This is a genomic window from Asaia lannensis NBRC 102526 (assembly GCF_024054035.1).
GTDB lineage: Bacteria > Pseudomonadota > Alphaproteobacteria > Acetobacterales > Acetobacteraceae > Asaia > Asaia lannensis.
Window position 1 is genome coordinate 505,748 of record NZ_JAMXQU010000002.1, and the last position, 21,455, is coordinate 527,202.

Below are 21,455 nucleotides of genomic sequence, written 5' to 3' on the forward strand. Positions count from 1 at the left end.
GGCGGCGCGCATTCTCAAAGCAGGGTCCTCAGGAAACGGCGTGTACGCGCGTCTTCGGGCGCAGCGAAAAGCGCATCGGGTTCGCCCGTTTCGACGATATAGCCACCTTCGACATAGAGCACACGATCCGAAGCCGCGCGGGCAAAACGCATGTCATGCGTGACGACGATCTGGGTCATACCCTCTTCGTCCAGACGGCGCATAACCTGAAGAACCTCTTCGGCCAGTTCAGGGTCGAGCGCCGAGGTCGGCTCGTCATAAAGCATGACTGCAGGCTTCATCGCGAGCGCGCGTGCAATGGCGGCACGCTGCTGCTGACCGCCGGAAAGCGTGGATGGATAACGATCGGCCAGCCCTTCAAGCCCGACTTTCGCCAGCAGACTACGTGCCAGAGGCTCGATATCGGAGGATGCCGCGCCCTTCACCGCACGCGGGGCCATCATGACGTTGTCGAGCACTGTGCGATGAGGAAAGAGATTGAACGACTGGAAAACCATGCCGACATGCGCACGCAGCGCATGCGCGCGCTTCTCCTGCATACGGCTCCAGCCCTGATCGGCTTTCTTGTCGATACGGACATCTTCGATACGAAGTGTACCCGAATCAGGAATTTCCAGAAAATTGAGGCAACGAAGAAAAGTCGATTTCCCGCAGCCGGAGGGGCCGATCATCGAGATCAGCTCGCCCCGCTCAACGCAAAGCGACATGTCGTGCAGCACGACATGTCGCCCAAAGCTTTTGGTGATGTTTTTTGCGTCGAGAACGATCTCGGCGTTGTCAGTCAGTTTCGGTCATCCCGCGCAGGACATAAGGAAGAATTCCTCCATGCCTGTAATAGGCGACTTCATCAAGCGTATCGATACGACAAAGAAGCTCGACCTGCTCCGTTTCGCCACTGGCGCGCTTGATTGTCATCGGCACGGTCATACGCGGCGTGATTAATTCGAGCCCGCCAAGCGAGATCGTTTCGGTACCATCCAGACCCAGCGTCTTGCGTGTCGTGCCCTCACGGAAAGTCAGTGGCAGCACACCCATGCCGACAAGGTTGGAGCGGTGGATACGCTCGAAACTCTCCGCAATCACCGCCTTGATGCCGAGCAGCTTGGTGCCCTTGGCCGCCCAGTCACGCGATGAGCCCATGCCGTATTCACGACCGCCGAACACCACGAGTGGCGTGCCGTCCTGCTGATAGCGATGGGCTACATCGTAGATTGAGGCGACCGTTCCGTCGGGCAGGTATTTCGACATACCGCCTTCGACGCCGGGCAGCATTTCGTTACGGATACGGATATTGGCGAAAGTGCCACGTACCATCACGCGGTCATTGCCACGGCGCGACCCGTAGGAGTTGTAATCCGCCACAGCGACCTGATGCTCGCTGAGGAATGTCCCAGCCGGCGAGGAAGGCTTGATGGCCCCTGCAGGAGAGATGTGATCGGTGGTGATATTGTCGCCCAGAAGCGCCAGGATACGGGCATTCTCGATATCGTGCGTCTCACCCGGCTCCTTCGTCAGCCCCTCGAAATAGGGCGGCTTCTGGATATAGGTCGAGCTGTCGGACCAGGCAAAGGTGCGTGCATCGCTGGCCACGGCCAGAGCCTGCCACTGCTTCGTTCCCTTCGAGATGCTGCCATAGCGCTCGACAAAGCTCTCGCGCGTGACCGAGGACTTGATGAGATCGGCAATCTCCTCATTGGTCGGCCAGATATCGCGAAGGAAGACTTCCTTGCCGTCCTTCGAGATACCGAGAGGTTCCTTCGTGATATCCTTGCGCAGCGTGCCGAGCAGGGCATAGGCCACCACCAGCGGCGGGCTGGCGAGATAGTTGGCGCGCACGTTAGGCGAGATACGGCCTTCGAAGTTACGGTTGCCCGACAGTACCGAGGTCGCCACCAGACCATTACCCTCGATCGCATCCACGATCGGCTGGGCGATGGGGCCGGAATTGCCGATACATGTGGTGCAACCATAACCGACGGTCTCGAAGCCGAGCGCGTCGAGATCGGCGCTGAGCCCAGCCTTGTCGAGATAATCCGTCACCACCTGCGAGCCGGGTGCCAGCGAGGTCTTGACCCAGGGCTTGGGCTTGAGACCGAGCGCACGCGCCTTGCGCGCCACCAGACCCGCCGCCACCAGGACAGCCGGATTGGAGGTATTGGTGCAGGACGTGATAGCGGCAATCACCACGTCGCCATGGCCGATATCGTAATCCGAACCAGCCACGATGGCGCGCTTGCGCACATCATCGGGCTTCACGCCCAGCGTCGTGGTCAGAGCGTCTTCGAAAGCCGAAGTCGCATCGGTCAGAGCCACGCGATCCTGCGGGCGCTTGGGGCCTGCCAGCGAGGGAATGATGGTCGAGAGGTCGAGCGACAGAACCTTGGAGAACACCGGCTCGGGCGTATCGGCGTCGCGGAACATCCCCTGCGCGCGCAGATAGGCTTCGGTCAGGCGGATGCGGTGCTCGTCACGGCCTGTCTGGTGCAGATAATCCAGCGTCAGCTTGTCGACCGGGAAGAATCCGCAGGTTGCGCCGTACTCAGGCGCCATGTTGGCGATGGTCGAACGGTCGGCCACCGGAAGATGATCGAGCGCAGGGCCGAAGAATTCGACGAACTTGCCGACCACGCCTTCGGCGCGCAGCATTTCGGTGATGGTCAGCACCAGATCGGTTGCGGTTGCGCCTTCAGGCAGAACGCCTTCGAGACGCACGCCGATCACATCGGGGATGAGCATGGCAATAGGCTGGCCCAGCATGGCAGCCTCGGCCTCGATTCCGCCCACACCCCAGCCCAGCACGCCCATGCCGTTCACCATGGTGGTGTGGCTGTCCGTGCCATAAAGCGTATCGGGATAGGCGTACTCCTTGCCATCGACCTTACCGGTCCAGACGGCCTGCGCCAGATATTCGAGATTGACCTGATGGCAGATGCCCGCACCCGGCGGCACAACGCGAAAGTTCTCGAACGCGCCCTGGCCCCAGCGAAGAAAAGCATAACGCTCGCCATTGCGCTCGAACTCGATCTCGACATTGCGTTCCAGCGCATCGGCGCTGCCTGCCACATCGACCATGACCGAGTGATCGATCACCAGATCGACCGGTACGAGCGGGTTCACTTTCTCCGGGTCGCCATCGAGCGCGATGATACCGTCACGCATGGCGGCCAGATCGACCACAGCGGGAACACCGGTGAAATCCTGCATGAGGATACGCGCCGGTTTGAACGGCACTTCCTGATCCGAATGGCCCTTTGCGGTCCAGTCGACAATCGCCTGCGCATCTTCGGTGCGATAGCTCAGCCCGTCTTCAAAGCGCAGCACGTTTTCGAGCAGCACCTTAAGGCTGACAGGCAGGCGGGACAGATTGCCCAGCTTGGCCGCCGCCTCCGGCAGGGAGAAGATGTGGTACTTTCGGCCATCAACCTCCAGATCCCGCATCACGCCCAGGGAATCCCGTCCAACGGTTCTCATGGCTTGTCCTCCTGCCTTGATCGACTGACTGGCTTGTCAACTGGCCCTAGCGGGCTGGCCCTTCTATACAGTCTTGGCCCCTATTCGCACAGAGTCGAATGAAACTCTCTCAGGAAGATGTTATTTTCGCACAATGTCAGGTTTTTCCTCGTCTAAAGCGCCATGGCTCTGCCTGCATGACGTAACCGTGATGCGCGGTGGGCGTCTCGTCCTCGACCGGATCGGCCTGTCCCTGTCACCCGGAGAGGCCCTGTTACTGACCGGGCCGAACGGATCGGGAAAATCCACGCTGCTTCGTTTCATAGCCGGGCTTTGTCCTGCCCAGGGCGGAACGATCTGCATGGCCGAAACGGAGCAAAGCGCAGAAAAGCGCGACCCTGGTCTCGCGCTCGACCTTGCCTATCTGGGGCATCAGGATGCGCTCAAACCGGGGTTGTCCCTGCGTGAAAACCTTTCCCTCGAAGCGCGTCTTTGTTCGGGCGAAAACCCTGAAGCGGCACTGGAGGACGCATTCGCCGAGCTCGATCTCGCACTGCTGTCGGATCTGCCCTCGCGTCTTCTTTCTGCCGGACAGAAACGACGGGGCGCTCTCGCACGCGTTCTTCTTCGCAGAGCACCCCTCTGGCTTCTGGATGAGCCGAGCCTCGGTCTGGATGACCGATCGATCGGGCAACTTGGCGAGATCATGGCACGACATCGTGCAGCGGGCGGCATGATCATCGCCACGACCCATATCCCCCTCCCGCTCCCTGATGCCCGCAAGCTAGACCTGACACCCCGTGACGATCCGTCTTGCGAAAGGGTAAGTGAGTCGGCAGCAGTCGAGACTTTATGGTGATGACGATGCGTAGCTTTTTCGCCCTTGCAGGGCGCGATATCCGGCTTGCCTTGCGTCATGGTGCCGATACGCTGGCCGTGCTGCTGTTTTTCGTGCTCTGCGCCAGTCTCTTCCCTCTGGCCCTTGGACCCTCTCCCAGCCTTCTGCATCGCATGGCGCCCGGCATTCTGTGGGTCTGTGCCCTGCTGGCCAGCATTCTGCCGCTCGACCGCCTTTTCGGTGCCGAGCTTGAAGATGGGTCGCTTGACCATCTGCTTCTCCTCGGCCTCTCCCCTGCCTGGGTCGCACTGGCAAAAATCCTGTCGCACTGGCTCACGACCGGCCTCCCCCTCCTGATTGCCGTGATACCGCTCACGCTCATGCTTGGCGGTACGACACAGGATATCGTCCCCCTGCTTGCCGGTCTGGCGCTCGGGACGCCGCTGTTGTCATTGCTGGGCGGCATGGCCGCAGGGCTCGTGCTCGGTGCACGACGAGGAGGCATTCTGTTGCCGCTTCTGGTCCTGCCCATGGCCACGCCTGTTCTGATTTTCGGTGCGGCGGCTGCAGATGCGTCAGCGAACGGGCAAAGCTACGGCCTCGAACTCGACATGCTCGGTGCCTTTCTCGCCCTCGCCCTTCCCCTATGCCCCCTTGCCGCCGCCAGCGGATTGCGTGCCGCGACATCGTGACAGGACTCATGCTTGTCTTTACCGCGCCCGTGCAGTGTCTATCCTGACTTCTGCATCCTCCGTTTCCTGTCCGTCGTGTCTCTGCCTGCCCTGCCTTTTCCCTTTCTGCCCCCAGGTGTGCCCATGCGTCTCTCTTCGCTTCTCGCCAGCGTTGCCCTGCTCTGCCTGGCACCGATATCGACCCATGCTGCGCCGGGCTACCTGCGCGATCCCTCGCTCTCGGGCTCCACATTGGTTTTCGACGATGAGCAATCCGTCTGGAGCGTTCCCCTCCAGGGTGGAACAGCCACGCGACTGACAACGCCAATCGGTACGGACCCTCACCCGGTTCTTTCCCCGGATGGCAAACAGGTGGCGTTTCTGGCGAGTTTCGACGGCCCGCAGGAAATCTATGTCATGCCGATCGAAGGTGGGACACCCCGCCGGGTCACCTGGGAAAACCAGAACGTCATGCCTATCGGCTGGGATAAAAAAGCCGGCATTCTCTACAGCACTGCCCCGGCAACCGGCCCCGGTCTGAGCCGCGTGGTTTGCGCCATTCACCCGGTGAGCGGCACGAGACGCACCTACCCTCTGACCGATGCCAATGACGCCACACTGAGCCCTGATGGACAGTGGATCTATTTCACGCGCTTCGGCACGGCCGTGAGCCACGATCATCTCACGCTTTATCGTGGCGGCGCTGTCGCCCAGCTCTGGCGCTACCGCCTGAAAGGCGGCGGAGAGGCCGAGAGACTCGGCCCTCAGAACATCAATCTGCAGCGTCCCATGCTCTGGAAAGACCGGCTGATCGTCGTCAGTGACGGCTCGGGCCGCAACAATCTCTGGAGTTTCGCCCTGGATGGAAGTGACGGTCATCAGCTGACGCATCATGACGATTTCAGCATCGGTCATGCAGCTCTAAGCGGCCATGATGTCGTCTATCAACTCGGGGCCGACCTCTATCGCTTCGACCTCGACACCGGAACCGAGAGCCAGATACCGGTCGACATCACGAGCGATCACCCTGCACGTCGCCCGGTCTGGCTGGACAATCCGTACCGTTATCTCACTCATATCGCTCTTGCCCCAAACGGAAAGCATGTCGCTCTGACCATGCGTGGTCATGTCGTGCTGGCCACTACCGGAGCGCTCCGTCGCGTCACCCTCGCGAGTGCCAATACGACACGCCTGCGTAACGCCGCCCTCTCGCCCGACGGCAAGACGGTCTATGCCTTCAGCGACAAGGGAGGGGAGTCGGAATTATGGGCGTTCCCCGCGACCGGAGGCAGTGATGGCACACAGCTCACACATGGCTCGAAAAGCGAGCCCATGGGTTTGTGGGTCTCGCCGGATGGCAGACTAGTCGCTCATACGGATATCGCAGGTCATCTCTTCCTGCTGGATCTCACCACCCATACCGACAAGCTCATCGACGATGCACGTCTGGATGGACAGAGCGAATACGACTCCCTGACATGGTCAGCTGACGGTCGTGCCCTTGCTTTCGTCCGCGCACGCGGTGAATCCATCAGACGGCAGATCGCCCTTTATACGCTAGATAATGGCAAGCTGGTCTGGACCACAACGCCGGATTACGACTCCTATGCGCCGCGTTTCAGCCCGGATAACCGCTTTCTGTGGTTCCTGTCGGACCGGCTGTTCAATCTGAGCAATGCAGGCCCCTGGGGCGATCGCGATCCCGCACCCGTTTTCGCGCATCGTACCGGTGTGTTTGCGCTCGCTCTCAGGAAAACGAGCCGCTTCCCGTTTGCGCCGCCAACCGAGCTCGATCCGCCGCAAAGCGCGACGACATCGGCCGGACAAGGCTCGCAGGAAAACACCAGACCCGCGATACTCGATGACGGTGTTGCCGCCCGCCTCTACCAGCTGCCGGTTCCGGCTGGCGACTTCACCAAAATCGAAGCCGGACAGGACACTCTCTACCTGCTCGCACGCAAGCCAGGTCAGCCCGAGGACAAGGATGACGACAGCATCCTGCTTGGCGTCAAGATAGGCACCGATCCGGTCAAGCCCAAGGAAATGACGGGCGGTCTGCGCGATATTGCCCTGACCCCCGATGGCAAAACCCTGATGCTCGTCTCGGGCAAGGAAAAGGAGCGCCCCAAAATCCGCCTTGTTCCGGCGGGAAGCACAGCTCCGGATATGACCGCACCGCAAAACGACGTATCGCTCGATGGCCTGCAGCTACGCATCGATCCCGGAGCGGAATGGCAGGACATGTTTACCGATGCATGGCGTTTGCATCGCGATCATTTCTACGATCCTGCCCTTCATGGCGTGGACTGGGCAGCCATACGCGAGCGTTATCGCCCCTTGCTGTCACGCCTGGGCGATCGTTCGGATCTGGACGATCTGCTCGGACAGATGATGGGTGAACTCAACGCACTGCATTCGCAGCTGCGTCCGGCCGAGACCGCCGAGCGTGAAAACGACACATTGATCGCCAGCCTCGGGGCACATCTCACCCGTCAGCCGGGCGGCTTTCTGATCGATCGTATCTATGCTGGCGATCCCGATCTGCCTCAGGACCATTCACCGCTGGCCGCGCCCGATGTCGATGCGCAGCCGGGCGACCTGATCACCGCAGTCAACGGTCAAAGCCTTGCCGATCTGCCCGATCTGTCCGCCCTTCTGGCCAGTCAGGCAGGCAAACAGGTTCTGTTGACGCTCAAGCGCAAGGATCGCCCGATCCAGACTGTCGTAACGGCCATTTCAGCAAAGCAGGAGGCGAAACTGCGCCTGCGCGCCTGGGAGATGGAGCGTGCCGACCGTGTGGCCAAAGACAGTCATGACCGCATCGGCTACCTGCATCTGCGCGCCATGGGCAGGGATGACATTGCCGCCTTTACCCGCGATTTCTATGCCCAGACAGACAAGGACGGTCTGATTATCGACGTACGCCGCAACCTGGGCGGCAACATCGATTCATGGGTTCTTTCACAACTGCTGCGCAAGGTCTGGATGTTCTGGTCCGATCACGGCAAGGCCCCCCAGGGCAACATGCAGCAGAGCTTTCGCGGGCATATTGTCGTTCTATGCGACGAATTCACCTATTCGGATGGCGAGACCTTCTCACAGGGCATCAAATCTCTCGGGATCGGGCCTCTCATTGGCACACGCACGGCAGGTGCCGGTGTCTGGCTTTCGGATAGCGACCGTCTGGCAGATAACGGCCTGCCCCGCACGGCAGAACGCCCCTATTTCGATATGAAAGGCCACTGGCTGGTCGAGAACCACGGCGTCGAACCCGATATGACCGTCGAGAACATGCCCGTGGCCACGTTCAATGGCCAGGATCAGCAACTCGACAAGGCACTGGAAACCCTGCACGCGCTTTTGAAAGACCACCCCATTCCACCCATGGTGCCCGAACCGTTCGAAACTGCGTCGGAAGCGAAGCCTCATTGAGGCAACCCTGAAGCCCCTGCCCGCGCAAAAGGCTGCAAAATCCTGGTGGGAGACATATTCGGCTGGCTTCATCCCGGTTCAGGACCGAAGCCGGTTACCGGCGTAAGGGTGAAGATTTCTGTCGCGGCAGAGGAAGAGCCTGAACGCCCCGCAGAACGAACTGTCGGACCCGGGGCACAGATTCAGGCTGTTTCAAAAAGGGTATCGCACCCGTCAGGACCATCTCCGGCTAAACAGCGGCAGATGTCTCCTGTAGGCGAAGTCAGTGGCTGGGTGAGTAACTGACCGGCGTCAGGATCGCAGTTTTCATCGTGCCGAGCAGGGGGAGGATACCTTTGGGCGGCCATGCGCCCGTCTCGACAGCCTGTCGGCGCTTGCTGGCTCTGTCAGCAAGATCCTCATACGGCCAGACATGCGCCAGACGCGACACACCATCGACCGAAACCATGACAGCATAGGCGGGAGATACGACCGATCGTGCAGGAAGGGCAGCGTCCATCAGGGCCGTAACCTTTTCCTCGCAGCCGGGCAGGATATCGTAGACGCGCCACTCGTAACTATGGCCGAATGCGCCCGGCACAGGGTGCGTATCACTGATCAGCGACCAGCTCTGCCTGTCAATCCGCTCGATCCCTGCTTCATGACCCGGCAGGACCAGGTTTTCAGGGGCAGCACTGAAGAGCAGCACGATCTCGTTCAGGCAGCCAAGCTCGGTCGTCCAGCAACCCAGAAAGCCTGCACATGCGGTCAGTGGTGCTTCGAGTGTCGATACAACGGCGGGGACACTGCCCGTGCGGCAGGTGAGAACGATGGTTTCAACACGAGCCGACATCGGGATGTCTCCTTGATCGTGGCTGCGGATGGCTCTCGTCTTTAAGAGCCATCCGCATGCCGGGTCTTGTCAGTGCTTGAGGGAATCGACGAACTTCTCAAGCCAGTGGATGGTATAATCGCCCTTGCGGAACTGGGGGTCGGCAAGGATCTTGCGGTGGAGCGGAATGACCGTTTTCACGCCATCCACAACGCACTCGTCCAGCGCGCGCATCATGCGGGCAATGGCTTCTTCACGCGTAGGCGCATGAACGATCAGTTTCGCGATCATGCTGTCATAGTAAGGCGGTACGCGATACCCGGCATAAATGGCGCTGTCGATGCGCACGCCCAGACCGCCCGGTGCATGAAAGACCTTGATCGTACCCGGATTGGGCATGAAGGTTTCAGGATCTTCGGCGTTGATACGACACTCGATGGCATGGCCGCTGAAGGTGATGTCGGATTGCTCGTAGCCAAGCGGCTCTCCGGCAGCCACGCGGATCTGTTCACGCACCAGATCCACATCGCACACCATTTCGGTCACCGGATGCTCGACCTGAAGACGGGTGTTCATTTCGATGAAGCAGAACTGCCCGTCCTGATACAGGAATTCCAGCGTTCCGGCATTGCGATAGCCCATTTTCCTGAGCGCAGCCGTTGCCGTGGCGCCAATGGCATCACGCTCTTCCGCTGTCAGGGCAGGAGAACCGGCCTCTTCCAGAAGCTTCTGGTGACGACGCTGGAGCGAGCAGTCACGTTCGCCGAAATGCACGACATTGCCATGGGTATCGGCCATGATCTGCAGCTCGATATGACGCGGCTTGTCGAGATATTTCTCGAGATAGACCTCGTCATTGCCGAAAGCCGCACGGGCTTCGGTACGCGCAACCGACCAGGCTTCCTCGATCTCGTCTTCCGTCTGGGCAACCTTCATGCCACGACCGCCACCGCCGGCAGCCGCCTTGATCAGCACAGGATAGCCGACCTTGGCGGCCACTTCGCGTGCTGCGGCCAGATCGCGCAGCGCGCCATCCGAACCCGGGACCAGAGGCACACCGAGCTCACGCATGGTGGTCTTGGCCATGATCTTGTCGCCCATCGTACGGATATGATGGGCGGTCGGGCCGATGAACACGAAACCATGCTCTTCAACCGTCTCGGCAAAGTCAGCATTCTCGGACAGGAAGCCATAGCCGGGATGAATGGCGTCGGCCCCTGTGATGGTGGCAGCCGACAGAATGGCCGCCACGTTCAGATAGGAATCGCGTGACGATGGCGGGCCGATGCAGACCGCCTCATCCGCCAGTCGGACATGCATGGCATCGGCATCGGCCGTGGAATGCACGGCAACCGTCGCTATGCCCATTTCACGGCAGGCGCGCAGGATGCGTAGCGCGATTTCGCCGCGGTTGGCGATCAGGATCTTGGAAAACATCGTGCCCCGGATTCAGTCAGTAATGCTTATTCAATGATGGCGAGCGCTTCGCCGAATTCAACCGGATCGCCGCTGGATACGAGCATACGCGTAAGCGTGCCGCCGCGAGGCGCCTTGATCTGGTTGAACGTCTTCATGGCCTCGATCAGCATGATCGTCTGCCCGGCTGTCACGGCCTGACCTTCCTGCACGAAGGGCGGTGCCGACGGATCGGGCGCGAGATAGGCAATGCCCACCATCGGGCTGTTCACGGCGCCGGGATGGTTCGACACATCGACCGGTGCGATAACCGGAGCCACTGCTGCAGGAGCTGCGGCAGCAGGCGCGGCGGCAACAGCCTGAACCACCTGATTGCCCGCACTGCGTACGACGCGGATACGGTTGTCCTTTTCCGCGACCTCGATCTCGGTCAGTCCGGTTTCGGTAAGAATATCGGCCAATGCCCGGATGGCATCTGCGTCCACGAGCATACGGCTCATCGTTCGTCCTCGTCTTCGATCATGTCATAAAGTGCGCGCAGCGCCATGGCGTAACCACGCACCCCAAACCCGCAGATTACACCGATAGCGGCCTGCGAGGTATAGGTGTGGTGACGAAAGGCGTCGCGGCGATGGATATTGGAGATATGAACCTCCACCGTCGGCAGTCCCGTTGCAAGAAGGGCGTCGAGCAGCGCGATGGAAGTATGACCATAAGCGGCCGGATTGATAATGATCCCCCTGGCCCTGCCCCGGCATTCCTGGATCCAGGATACCAGCTCGCCTTCGATGTTCGTCTGGCGAAAATCGATAGCGACATCCAGCTGCTCGGCCGCCTGGATACAGACCTGTTCCAGATCGTCCAGCGTTGCGTGGCCGTAGATTTCCGGCTGGCGCATACCGAGCATGTTGAGGTTGGGGCCGTTGAGAACGGCAATCATCGGTCGAATCATGAGAGCAGCCCGTAGCACTTTCGCTTTGGGCATAAAAGCCTTCCTGTCCATGACAGTCGGTTTACGCCTCATTCCTGCCGCGTTTGTCCTCTTCACTGCGTACAGAAGAGAGTTACAGCGTCCCCTCTGTCAGCGCAGAACGCGGGCGCGGCTCTGGCTCACGCTCGCGATTTCGCGATCGGGCGTGGCTATGTTATACGGGTTATTCGCCGTCCCGGCTTGTCGGGGCATGGGTTCGTTCGGAGTAACTGGGCAAAAGGCTGCAAGCTGTCGTGACATTATCTAGAAGCAGAAAACTCACATTCAGTTCCACGGAACGTTGCAAGATGCGTCTCCGCGCCCGAATCGGGGGTCTGGCTCTGCTTTGCACGGCTTTCGCACCCAAACATAACGCCCATGCGGCGAGCGCCGCACAGACCAGCCTGGCAAGCGAACATCAGCCCGCTCTGGCTTCTGCCGGTCATGAAACCGATCGCGCCGCCTGGGCTTCTTCGGTTCGTCTTGCCCTTGCCAAACGCGCTCATCGTATTGCCCTTGCAAGCCATAATGTTCTGGCCTGGTCCGAGCACGGCGTTGCAAGCTGGTACGGCCGTCGCCTTGCAGGGCATCGCACCAGCAGCGGCGCCAGGCTCGACAGCCAGGCTCTGACCGCGGCTCATCCGACCCTGCCCATGGGCTCCAAGGTTCTGGTCGAAAACGAGGATACGGGGCGTTCGGTCATCGTGACGGTCAACGATCGCGGCCCCTTCAACAGCCGCATCATCGATCTGTCCCATGCTGCAGCCGCCGAACTTGGCATGCTGGGTAGCGGTACAGCCCATGTGAAGCTGGCCCCCATTCCTTCGGGCGCGCCCATCAAGGAAGACGAACCGCTCGAAGTGGCCGAGGCCGAAGCAGACGACACAAATGCCCAGGCTCTCAGCGCCGTAACGCCCGTGACCAAACCCCGCACCGCCCATAAGGCCGTCGCAATCCGTCACGTCCGTCACCATAAATAAGCATGAACTGCATTCCGGCCGCGTCTGCGGCGGATCGTAGATTTGCGGATCATGGATTTATCAAAAAGGGCGTGGGGCCATAAGCCTCACGCCCTTTTTGCTGGCAGACCGGCTGAAGGGGATCGCTCCCCCTCGTCATTCAGGCTTCTGACGATACGGCAGATGCAGGCTCTGCCCCTTCCTGCACGCGCGTCACACCCGGCACTTTCGGATTGAACCCCTTCATTCTGTCCTCGAGCCCAGCATTGAGCTCGGCCCCGAACAGCACGACATAGGTGCCGACGAAGAACCACATCATGATGGCTGCGACAGCGCCCAGAGGACCGTAGGTCGAGCCATAGCTGGCAAAATGACTGACATAATAGGAAAAGGCGAGCGAGGTCAGAACCCAGAGAAGGGTTGCCACGAGCGATCCCGGCACGATCCAGCGCCAGTCGGGCTTGTCGCGGCACGGACCATAGCGGAACAGAAGCGTGACGGCGATAAACACAAAGAGCAACATCAACGCCGGCGCACCGAAATGCACGATATAGCGCGTGCTGTAGCTCATCAGATAATCGGCGATATACAGAAGCTCCGGTGGGAGATTGCGCAGGCCGAAATGATTGAGCAGATCGGGCATGTAATCGACAAGCGCCGGGAACGCCACCATGAGCGCGAGCGTCAGACACGCCCCGACCACAGCCCCGAATGTCACGCCGAGCGCAAGAAACTGGAAACGGAAAAAGCCGCGTGTTTCAAGCACGTCATAAGCCAGATTGAGTGCAGACAGGACCGATTTCGTGCTGGCCGATGCCGACCACAGGGCAATGGTGGTCGATAAGATCAGTCCCAGTGTCAGCGAGGCATGAGGCTGGGCGATCAATGTGTGGATCTGCGAGGCAATGAGCTCGAAGGCCGTGGCAGGCAACAAATTGCGCAGCACATTGAGTTGCGGTTCTACCGTCTGCAGATCGAATATCAGGCCATAGACGGAAATCAGCGAGGAAATGGCGGGAAAAAGAGAGAGCGTCGCATAGAAGGCGCATCCCGCTGCCGAGAGGCTGGTCTGGCTCGATCCCAGATTGCTGAGCGTCTGCCTGAGGACAAGCTTCCAACCACCGAGCGGCATATGGATGGGGCTTTTGGCCCCTGTCCCCGGTGCTTCGCGTCCGAGCGCTTCTTCATTCGCGCCGGAGGATGAGGCGCCATCAGAATGACTGTCCTCACTCCCGGGCGAAGCCTCCAGAGAAGCGCCTGAAACGGATTGCCCCAAACGGCCATCCCGATTGCCCGATGCCTCAAGGGCGCCGCCCGATTCCACGGCGGCCCGCAACAACTGCCTTCTCTGGGTCGGTGACTCGTCCACAAACAGCTCCTTCTAGCGTTTTGCCTCATGTATTTGGGTGTAACGCACCATTCACGATCGCGCGCTGTTCCGGAATACGCCATACCGGCCCCGCAACACAAATATGCACGCTTCTGGAATGACGTTCCGGCAAGCAAAACGTTGCAGTCGGATCGACATCGCAACACGTGTTGTGACTGTCATATGAAAAAAACGATTCCGGTCCATTTTTTAGTTGCACGAGGGGGGGTTTGGTCCCATATGCGCCCCACGCAGCAACGCACGTGCCACTGGCCCTCTGTAGGTTACGCAACGACGTCAAGCGTTCTGGCAATCGGGCTGATCATGCTCTCTGTGGAGCAACCAGCCTCGTCCTGATCGCCGGTCCGTTCGACCGTTTCGCAACAAAGCCGCCCGTGCAATGCCGGGCGGGTTTCGGGAGGAGTGACTCATGACTCCGAAAATCGTCCGCTATCTTGCCGAGCAGCAGCCGGCAACCCCCTGTCTCGTTGTCGATGTCGACCATGTCGAGGCGCGCTATCATGCCCTGCGTGATGCCCTGCCGCTGGCGCAGATCTATTATGCCGTGAAGGCCAATCCGGCCGCCCCGATTCTGGAGCGTCTGGTTCGTCTGGGCTCATCTTTCGACGCAGCCTCGATCGGTGAAATCCACCAGTGCCTTGCCGCCGGTGCGCAGGCCAGCCAGATCTCGTTCGGCAACACCGTCAAGAAGGTATCGTCCATTCGCGAGGCATTCGGTCTTGGCGTGGATCTGTTCGTGTTCGACAGCGAGGAAGAACTCGACAAGCTGGCCGAGCATGCCCCCGGTGCGCGCGTTTTCTGCCGTCTTGCGGTTGAGAACGAAGGTGCCGACTGGCCCCTGTCACGCAAGTTCGGCACCACGGTCAATCATGCGAAGGACCTGCTGCTGAAATCGGTGGAGCTGGGTCTGGAGCCTTACGGCCTGTCCTTCCATGTGGGCAGCCAGCAGACCAGCACCACGGCTTATGAGGCCGCCATTGCCAAGGTCGCGATGCTGTTCACCGATCTCTCGGAAGCGGGCATCGACCTCAAGATGGTCAATCTCGGCGGTGGTTTTCCCGTGCGTTATCGCGACGACATTCCCGAGATCGAACAGTTCGGTCTGGCCATCGGTCGCGCCATGACCGAGCATTTCGGCAACGCGCTGCCGCAGATGCTGATCGAACCGGGCCGTTTCATGGTGGCAGAAGCCGGCGTGGTCTCGACCGAGGTCATGCTGGTCAGCCGCCGTGGCGGCAAGGAAAGCGATCCGCGCTGGGTCTATCTCGATATCGGTCGTTTCGGCGGTCTTGCCGAGACCGAAGGCGAGGCAATCCGCTATCGCTTCCGCACACCTCATGACGGATTGCCGACCGGCGAGACGGTTGTGGCGGGCCCGAGCTGCGACGGCGTGGACATCATGTACGAGAAAAACCGCGTGCAGCTGCCTCATGCCCTTACCTCGGGTGACCGCATCGAGCTTCTGACCACAGGGGCTTATGTCACCACCTATTGCTCGACCGGCTTCAATGGCTTTGCCCCCCTAAGCGAACATTACATCTGAGAACCGAGCGGCCTGTAAAAGGGCCGTTCTCTCCCGAGACAAGCGAACGGCACAATGCCTTCCAGCGGAAACATCCGCAGGAAGGCATTGTCGTTTTCAGGCGGCGTGGTTTCGCATCACCGGCATAGGTATTTGTGCCCCGCCTCCAGCATGCGTCGTCCTTCTTGCACGGGGACGCAGGGCGCGGGTCCCTACCACACGCCGTGATGCGCGACCCGATCGCGAAACAGACCAGCATTTTGACAGAACAGCATTTTGCGACGCCTTCACGATGCTCTAGCTTGCCTGTCCCTGTGCTGCTGGAGGCTTTCCCCATGAAAAGACGTCATTTCTTTCTCTCAGGCCTCGCCACGACCGCCTTTTTCGCGCGTCCTCGTCGTCCTGCGCATGCTGCTGCGCAGGGACATGTCGGCCCAACCGATACACTGATGGATGTCGCCGGCTTGCAGGTCGGTCATGCACAGGACAGCATCCGGCGCACGGGCGTTACGGTTATTCTGCCTGACAGCCCTGCCACAGCTTCGGTCGATGTGCGCGGCGGTGGGCCGGGAACGCGTGAAACGGACGCTCTCAATGGATGGAACCTCGTCCATCGCATCGATGCGCTAACTCTCTCGGGCGGTTCGGTTTACGGTCTGGCCGCGGCCGATGGCGTGGCGGCCTTGCTGGGCGCAAAGGGGCGGGGCTTTGCCATGCGCAAGGTCGCGGGCGTTCCACCTTCGCCCATCGTTCCATCGGCCATTCTCTACGATCTCGATAATGGCGGCGACAAGAACTGGGGCGAGACACCTCCCTATCGTGCGCTTGGAATGCAGGCCGTTCGTTCGGCATCGCACAGCTGTGCGCTCGGCACGGTGGGCGCCGGTTATGGCGCCATGGCAGGCAGCCTCAAAGGCGGCATAGGTTCTGCTTCGTGGGTGACACCGCAGGGCTATACGATTGGCGCCCTTGTCGCGACGAACAGTCTTGGCACGGTGACATTGCCGCACCAGAGGCGCTTCTGGGCCGCGCCCTTCGAACAGGGCAAGGAGTTCGGCGGCCTTGGTATCTCGACAGAAACCGTTCCCCCTGATGACTGGACAGGCACGAAGCTCGATCCCGCCCCACGTGCAAACACCACGCTCGCCTGTATTGCGCTCGATATTGCGCTCGAGCAGGAAGAGCTGAAGCGGATTGCCATGATGGCGCAGGATGGACTGGCGCGCGCCATTCATCCAGTTCACTCGCCTTTCGACGGCGATACGATTTTCGCCATTTCGACGGCACAGAAAACGGCCCCTCAGGAGGGGCGCGCCCTGCTGGTCACCCATCTGGGCAGCATTGCCGCCGATGTGCTGTCCCGCGCCGTTGCGCGTGGCGTCTATCTGGCGAGCCTGCCGCCGGGCATGAACGTGCCGCTCTGGTCCACCCTGCCGCGCGACTGAGAGCCGCGCAGCCGCACGCCTTCGTCGCGCGCCCGTAAGGAGCGCCCATAGAAAGTATGCCATGCAGGACACGCCGGGCTTCCATGCCGCAACGGGCGATCACTTTGCCTTCAGAGGGGTCGCAACATCTGGGCAGTTATGTTTCACTCCATGCCCGCGATTTCTGGTGAAACCGCGTTGTTTTACTATGTCCGGAGACTAGCTCATGACCAGAACGCTCTCTGTTGCGCTTTCAGGGCAGGATTTGCTCAATCATCCCTTTCTCAACAAGGGACTGGCCTTCACGACAGAGGAGCGAGACGCATTCGAGCTGCACGGACTTCTGCCCAAGGCGGTTCAGACACTCGAACAGCAGGTCGAGGCCGCACTGAAATTCCTCGACGCCCTGCCCTCGCCTTTTGCACGCCATGTGCATCTGCGCGAATTGCAGGATACGAACGAAACGGTGTTCTACGCACTGCTGAACAGCAAGATCGAGGCCATGCTGCCTCTGGTCTATACGCCGACCGTAGGCGAGGCCTGTCAGCGCTTCTCGGAAATCTGGCGTCGTCCGCGCGGTCTATTCCTGAGCTATCCCGAACGCGAGTCGATGGAGGATGTTCTCTCAAACCCGGCCTATGACGATGTGCGCGTGATTGTAGTGACCGATGGCGAGCGTATTCTGGGCCTTGGCGATCAGGGTGCAGGCGGTATGGGTATCCCCATCGGCAAGCTCTCGCTCTATACCACCTGCGCAGGCATCTCACCCGACCAGACCCTGCCTATCGTGCTCGATACCGGAACCAATAATCAGGATCTGCTGCAGAACCCGGCCTATATCGGCTGGCGTCATGAGCGCGTACGCGGCGCGGAATACGATGCGTTCATCGAGCGTTTCGTCACCGCAGTCCAGACACGCTGGCCGCATGTGGTCCTGCACTGGGAAGATTTCAGCGGCGCGAATGCAGCCCCCATTCTCGAGCGCTATCGCGACCGCCTGTGCACATTCAATGACGACATCCAGGGCACAGCCGCCGTCACCACAGCGGCCATTCTGAGCGCCAATGCCGCGCATGACGGCAAACTCAAGGACGAGACCATCATCATGCTGGGCGCGGGCTCGGCCGGTGTGGGTATTGCCAAACTGCTGCTTCAGGTCATGCTCGATGAAGGCGCAAGCGAAGATGAAGCGCTTTCCCGCTTCTACATGCTCGATCAGCACGGTCTGCTGCTGGCAGGACGTGAGGGCATGAGCGAGGGGCAAGCCCTTTTCGCCCGCAAGGACTGGAAAGACCGCCCCACCGATTTCGAAAGCGTGGTCAGCGCAAGCAAGGCCAGCATCCTGATTGGCGTTTCCGGCGTAAAGGGCCTGTTCACGGAAAGCATCGTGCGTCAGATGGCCAAGAACTGTCCGCGTCCGATCATCTTTCCGCTTTCCAACCCCACCTCGCATTCCGAAGCGACACCGGAAGATATCATGACCTGGTCGGATGAGCGCGCGCTGGTCAGCACGGGCAGCCCCTTCCCGCCGCTCGATCTGCATGGTCGCACCCATCGTGTGGACCAGACCAATAACGCCTATATCTTCCCTGGTCTCGGGCTCAGTCTGCTTGCCACCGGTGCTACGCGCGTCACGGATTCCATGTTCATGGCGGCGGCACGCGGGCTGGCCTCTCTGTCGCCCCTGCTCAGCAACCCGGAGGGCAATCTTCTGCCGCCGGTCACGCAATTGCGAAAGGTTGCGCTCGCCGTGGCCGAAGCGGCGGCCAGACAGGCACGCGAAGATGGCGTATGTGATGCGTTCAGCGACGATGAGCTGCATGACCGCATCCAGTCCATCGTCTGGACGCCCGATTACTGCACCTATGAGAAGATCTGACATGAGCGATACACGGATCGAGAGCGACGGCCTCGGCGAAATCGAAATTCAGGCCGACAAGCTCTGGGGCGCGCAAACGCAGCGCTCGCTTCATTATTTCGGCATCGGCCGCGAGCTGATGCCGCGCGAGATGATCGAGGCCTATGCCATCGTCAAGCGCGCCTGCGCGCATGCCAACCACCAGAGCGGCCGTCTGGGTGAGACGCAGTACAAGCTGATCACCACAGTCTGCGATGAAATCCTGGCCGGTCAGCACGCCGATATGTTCCCGCTTCATGTCTGGATGACCGGCTCGGGCACGCAGTTCAACATGAACGTCAACGAGGTCATCTCGAACCGCGCCTGCCAGCTGTCCGGCGAGCCTCTGGGCAGCAAGCGCCCGGTTCACCCCAATGACCACGTCAACATGTCGCAGTCTTCCAACGACAATTTCCCGACTGCCATGCATGTGGCGGTCGTGCTGAACAGTCGTCGCAGATTGATCCCGGCCCTGACCCGTCTCGCCGAAGCCATCGAGGCCAAGGCTGAGGAATGGAAAGACATCGTCAAGATCGGCCGCACCCATATGCAGGATGCCGTGCCGGTCACGCTGGGTCAGGAATTCCACGGCTATGCCGGGATGCTGCGCGAGAACATCGCCCGTATTCAGGAAGCCGAGAAGGGTCTCTACCCCCTCGCCCTTGGCGGCACCGCGCTTGGCACCGGCATCAATACCGATGCCCCCTTTGCCGGTCGCGCCTGCGCCGAAATCGCCCGCCTGAGCGACGCGGCCTTCATCAGCGGCGAAAACAAATTCGCCTTGCAGGGCGCGCATGATGCGCTCGTGCATTTCTCGGGCGCGCTGCGCACCACGGCAGGCGCGCTTTACAAAATCGCGAACGATATCCGCCTGCTCTCCTGCGGCCCTCGTGCCGGCTTTGCCGAGCTGCATCTGCCTGAAAACGAGCCTGGCTCGTCCATCATGCCCGGCAAGGTCAACCCTACCCAGGCCGAAGCGCTGGCCATGCTGGCCGTGCAGGTGATGGCCAATGACGTGGCCGTAGGTTTCGGGGGCGCCGGTGGCCTGCTGGAAATGAACGTCTACAAACCGCTCATCATCCAGAACATCATGCAGAGCATCACCCTGCTGCATGATGGCAGCGAGAACTTCCGCACCTTCCTGATTGAAGGCACCAAGCCAAACCTCGCCCGCATCGAACGCTATGTGGCAGAGTCCGTCATGCTGGTGACGGCCCTCGCTCCCACTATCGGCTACGACACGGCCTCAAAAGTCGCGCATTACGCCATGGACCACGACTGCACGCTGAAAGAGGCCGCCTTGGCCCTGAACGCGGTGAGCGAAGCCGATTTCGACCGACTGGTCGACCCGCGCACCATGCTGGCACCAAATTTGAAGGGGAAGTAAGGGAAAGCGGGGCTCTGCCCCGCCCCCGGAAAGGGGCAGAAGCCCCTTTCGTCCCAACTGGTGAGCAAAGATGCACTGTCTCAGTCGTTTAAATAAAATAACTGATATAGATCATCGCGAACGTTGCACTTGCCAAATAAGTATTCGATTATATCATGTACCCGAAGAAAACTATAAAGATATAATTATCATGAGATAGCTATTGGGCATTTTCAAAACCTACTGACAACGGCAGAGGGAGGCGAGAGGAGATGTCCCGGACGTATACTCTTATGACAATTTTCCAAATTCTCTACGCGAACAGATTGTTCAGATTGCCTCGGATGGGTTTGACGCATACGCCAGCGATAGAATGGAGTACCGTGCACATCGATTAAAATTCCACAATATCTGCGAAGGTATTGTAAAGGTTTTGCGGCGTGAGTTTGGCGAGTTTCGACTGCCGCCCAACTTGGGTTTTAATGATCCGTCAAACGAACTATTTTATTTCATAAAACATGAAAAAAAATATTGATAAAATTTTAAGTGCCATCGAGATAGTTTGTCAAACTTTAGAAGAAAAAAAGACAACACATCTTGAGACCAAGACCAAGACCAAGACCAAGACCAAGACCAAGACCAAGACCAAGACCAAGACCAAGACCAAGACCAAGACGCGCATCGAGGACGCAATCGAGGAAATCAACGCTCGAATGAAAATGGCCGGGCTAGGATACGAGCATAATGGAGAGATAATACGGATTGAGTCCGAGTTGATACATGCTGAAGCCGTCAAACCTGCGCTGGAGCTTCTGCGAGAAAAACGATACGCGGGCCCTGAGCAAGAATTTAGAACTGCTTATGACCATTATCGTAAATGAAAAAACAACGAAGCAATTACCGAAGCCGCAAAAGCATTCGAGAGCACGATGAAAGTCATTCTTGACAAGCGCGGATGGAACCACAACACTAACGACACTGCAAGCAAACTTATTTCCGCTTTATATAGCTATAATTTAATTCATGAATATTGGCAAAATAATTTGACAGGACTTCGTACATTGCTGGAAAGCGCCATTCCAACGCCACGCAACAAGAGCAGTGCTCACGGACAGGGCGTCAACCTAACCCTTGTACCGGATCATATCGCTGGCTACGTCTTACACATGACTGCTTCGACTATTGTATTTCTGGTGAAAGCAGAGCGCGCTCTTCCTTAGAGCCTGTTTGGAAACTCACGGATGGGCATTTCTGCGGGTGAGATTGGCGCCCATGGCGACGAGGATCATGGCTTGTGAGACGTCGATAC

General features: G+C 59.6%; 17 protein-coding genes. 10 read left to right on the forward strand and 7 right to left on the reverse strand.

Going from position 1 to position 21,455, the window contains the following annotated elements; all coding sequences use genetic code 11:
* Positions 1 to 14: 14 nt before the first annotated feature.
* Positions 15 to 707, reverse strand: a complete 693-nt coding sequence (locus NF685_RS04830; protein WP_222548557.1) for an amino acid ABC transporter ATP-binding protein — start codon at positions 705 to 707, stop codon at positions 15 to 17.
* A gap of 70 nt (positions 708 to 777) precedes the next feature.
* Entirely contained in the window at positions 778 to 3,471 is a 2,694-nt protein-coding gene (acnA, locus tag NF685_RS04835; RefSeq protein ID WP_252848790.1) for an aconitate hydratase AcnA, read from the reverse strand.
* A 133-nt stretch (positions 3,472 to 3,604) separates the two neighbouring features.
* Between acnA and ccmA the strand changes: the two genes are divergently transcribed.
* The 3 genes from ccmA (at position 3,605) to NF685_RS04850 (ending at position 8,391) form a co-directional block, all read left to right on the forward strand.
* A complete protein-coding gene (ccmA, locus tag NF685_RS04840) occupies positions 3,605 to 4,309 on the forward strand; it encodes a heme ABC exporter ATP-binding protein CcmA (protein ID WP_252848791.1) in 705 nt (234 codons plus the stop codon).
* 5 nt (positions 4,310 to 4,314) lie between these two features.
* Positions 4,315 to 4,980, forward strand: coding sequence for a heme exporter protein CcmB (gene ccmB, locus NF685_RS04845; RefSeq protein WP_252848792.1), 666 nt, complete (start codon positions 4,315 to 4,317; stop codon positions 4,978 to 4,980).
* A gap of 123 nt (positions 4,981 to 5,103) precedes the next feature.
* The gene (locus NF685_RS04850) at positions 5,104 to 8,391 is read left to right on the forward strand and encodes a S41 family peptidase (protein ID WP_252848793.1); all 3,288 of its coding nucleotides are present in this window, start codon (positions 5,104 to 5,106) and stop codon (positions 8,389 to 8,391) included.
* Positions 8,392 to 8,653: 262 nt separating this feature from the next.
* On the opposite strand, the gene NF685_RS04855 is transcribed toward NF685_RS04850, so the two are convergent.
* From NF685_RS04855 to aroQ, 4 genes are all read right to left on the reverse strand, one after another.
* Positions 8,654 to 9,223, reverse strand: a complete 570-nt coding sequence (locus NF685_RS04855) for an NIPSNAP family protein (RefSeq protein ID WP_252848794.1) — start codon at positions 9,221 to 9,223, stop codon at positions 8,654 to 8,656.
* Positions 9,224 to 9,292: 69 nt separating this feature from the next.
* The gene (gene accC / locus NF685_RS04860) at positions 9,293 to 10,639 is read right to left on the reverse strand and encodes an acetyl-CoA carboxylase biotin carboxylase subunit (protein WP_222548055.1); all 1,347 of its coding nucleotides are present in this window, start codon (positions 10,637 to 10,639) and stop codon (positions 9,293 to 9,295) included.
* Positions 10,640 to 10,665: 26 nt separating this feature from the next.
* Positions 10,666 to 11,118, reverse strand: coding sequence for an acetyl-CoA carboxylase biotin carboxyl carrier protein (locus NF685_RS04865; RefSeq protein ID WP_222548056.1), 453 nt, complete (start codon positions 11,116 to 11,118; stop codon positions 10,666 to 10,668).
* Complete coding sequence (aroQ, locus tag NF685_RS04870; protein ID WP_222548558.1) at positions 11,115 to 11,570, reverse strand: type II 3-dehydroquinate dehydratase; 456 nt, start codon at positions 11,568 to 11,570, stop codon at positions 11,115 to 11,117. The genes NF685_RS04865 and aroQ overlap by 4 nt, the downstream gene beginning before the upstream one ends.
* A 326-nt stretch (positions 11,571 to 11,896) precedes the next feature.
* On the opposite strand from aroQ, the gene NF685_RS04875 reads away from it, so the two are divergent.
* A complete protein-coding gene (locus NF685_RS04875; protein ID WP_252848795.1) occupies positions 11,897 to 12,568 on the forward strand; it encodes a septal ring lytic transglycosylase RlpA family protein in 672 nt (223 codons plus the stop codon).
* A 139-nt stretch (positions 12,569 to 12,707) separates the two neighbouring features.
* Here the strand turns inward: NF685_RS04875 and NF685_RS04880 are convergent, their stop codons facing one another.
* Entirely contained in the window at positions 12,708 to 13,679 is a 972-nt protein-coding gene (locus NF685_RS04880; RefSeq protein ID WP_252848834.1) for a YihY/virulence factor BrkB family protein, read from the reverse strand.
* A 667-nt stretch (positions 13,680 to 14,346) separates the two neighbouring features.
* Here NF685_RS04880 and NF685_RS04885 point away from each other — a divergent pair.
* The 6 genes from NF685_RS04885 to NF685_RS04910 all read left to right on the forward strand — a co-directional run bounded on the left by NF685_RS04885 (position 14,347) and on the right by NF685_RS04910 (position 21,366).
* Complete coding sequence (locus tag NF685_RS04885; protein WP_252848796.1) at positions 14,347 to 15,480, forward strand: type III PLP-dependent enzyme; 1,134 nt, start codon at positions 14,347 to 14,349, stop codon at positions 15,478 to 15,480.
* A gap of 314 nt (positions 15,481 to 15,794) precedes the next feature.
* A complete protein-coding gene (locus NF685_RS04890) occupies positions 15,795 to 16,904 on the forward strand; it encodes a P1 family peptidase (RefSeq protein ID WP_252848797.1) in 1,110 nt (369 codons plus the stop codon).
* 205 nt (positions 16,905 to 17,109) lie between these two features.
* Entirely contained in the window at positions 17,110 to 18,762 is a 1,653-nt protein-coding gene (locus tag NF685_RS04895) for an NAD-dependent malic enzyme (protein WP_222548060.1), read from the forward strand.
* 1 nt (position 18,763) lies between these two features.
* On the forward strand, positions 18,764 to 20,167 hold the full coding sequence (locus tag NF685_RS04900; RefSeq protein WP_252848798.1) for a class II fumarate hydratase: 1,404 nt from the start codon (positions 18,764 to 18,766) through the stop codon (positions 20,165 to 20,167).
* A gap of 497 nt (positions 20,168 to 20,664) precedes the next feature.
* On the forward strand, positions 20,665 to 21,027 hold the full coding sequence (locus tag NF685_RS04905; RefSeq protein WP_252848799.1) for a hypothetical protein: 363 nt from the start codon (positions 20,665 to 20,667) through the stop codon (positions 21,025 to 21,027).
* 15 nt (positions 21,028 to 21,042) lie between these two features.
* Complete coding sequence (locus NF685_RS04910) at positions 21,043 to 21,366, forward strand: DUF7014 domain-containing protein (protein WP_373317810.1); 324 nt, start codon at positions 21,043 to 21,045, stop codon at positions 21,364 to 21,366.
* The last annotated feature ends 89 nt before the right edge of the window (positions 21,367 to 21,455 follow it).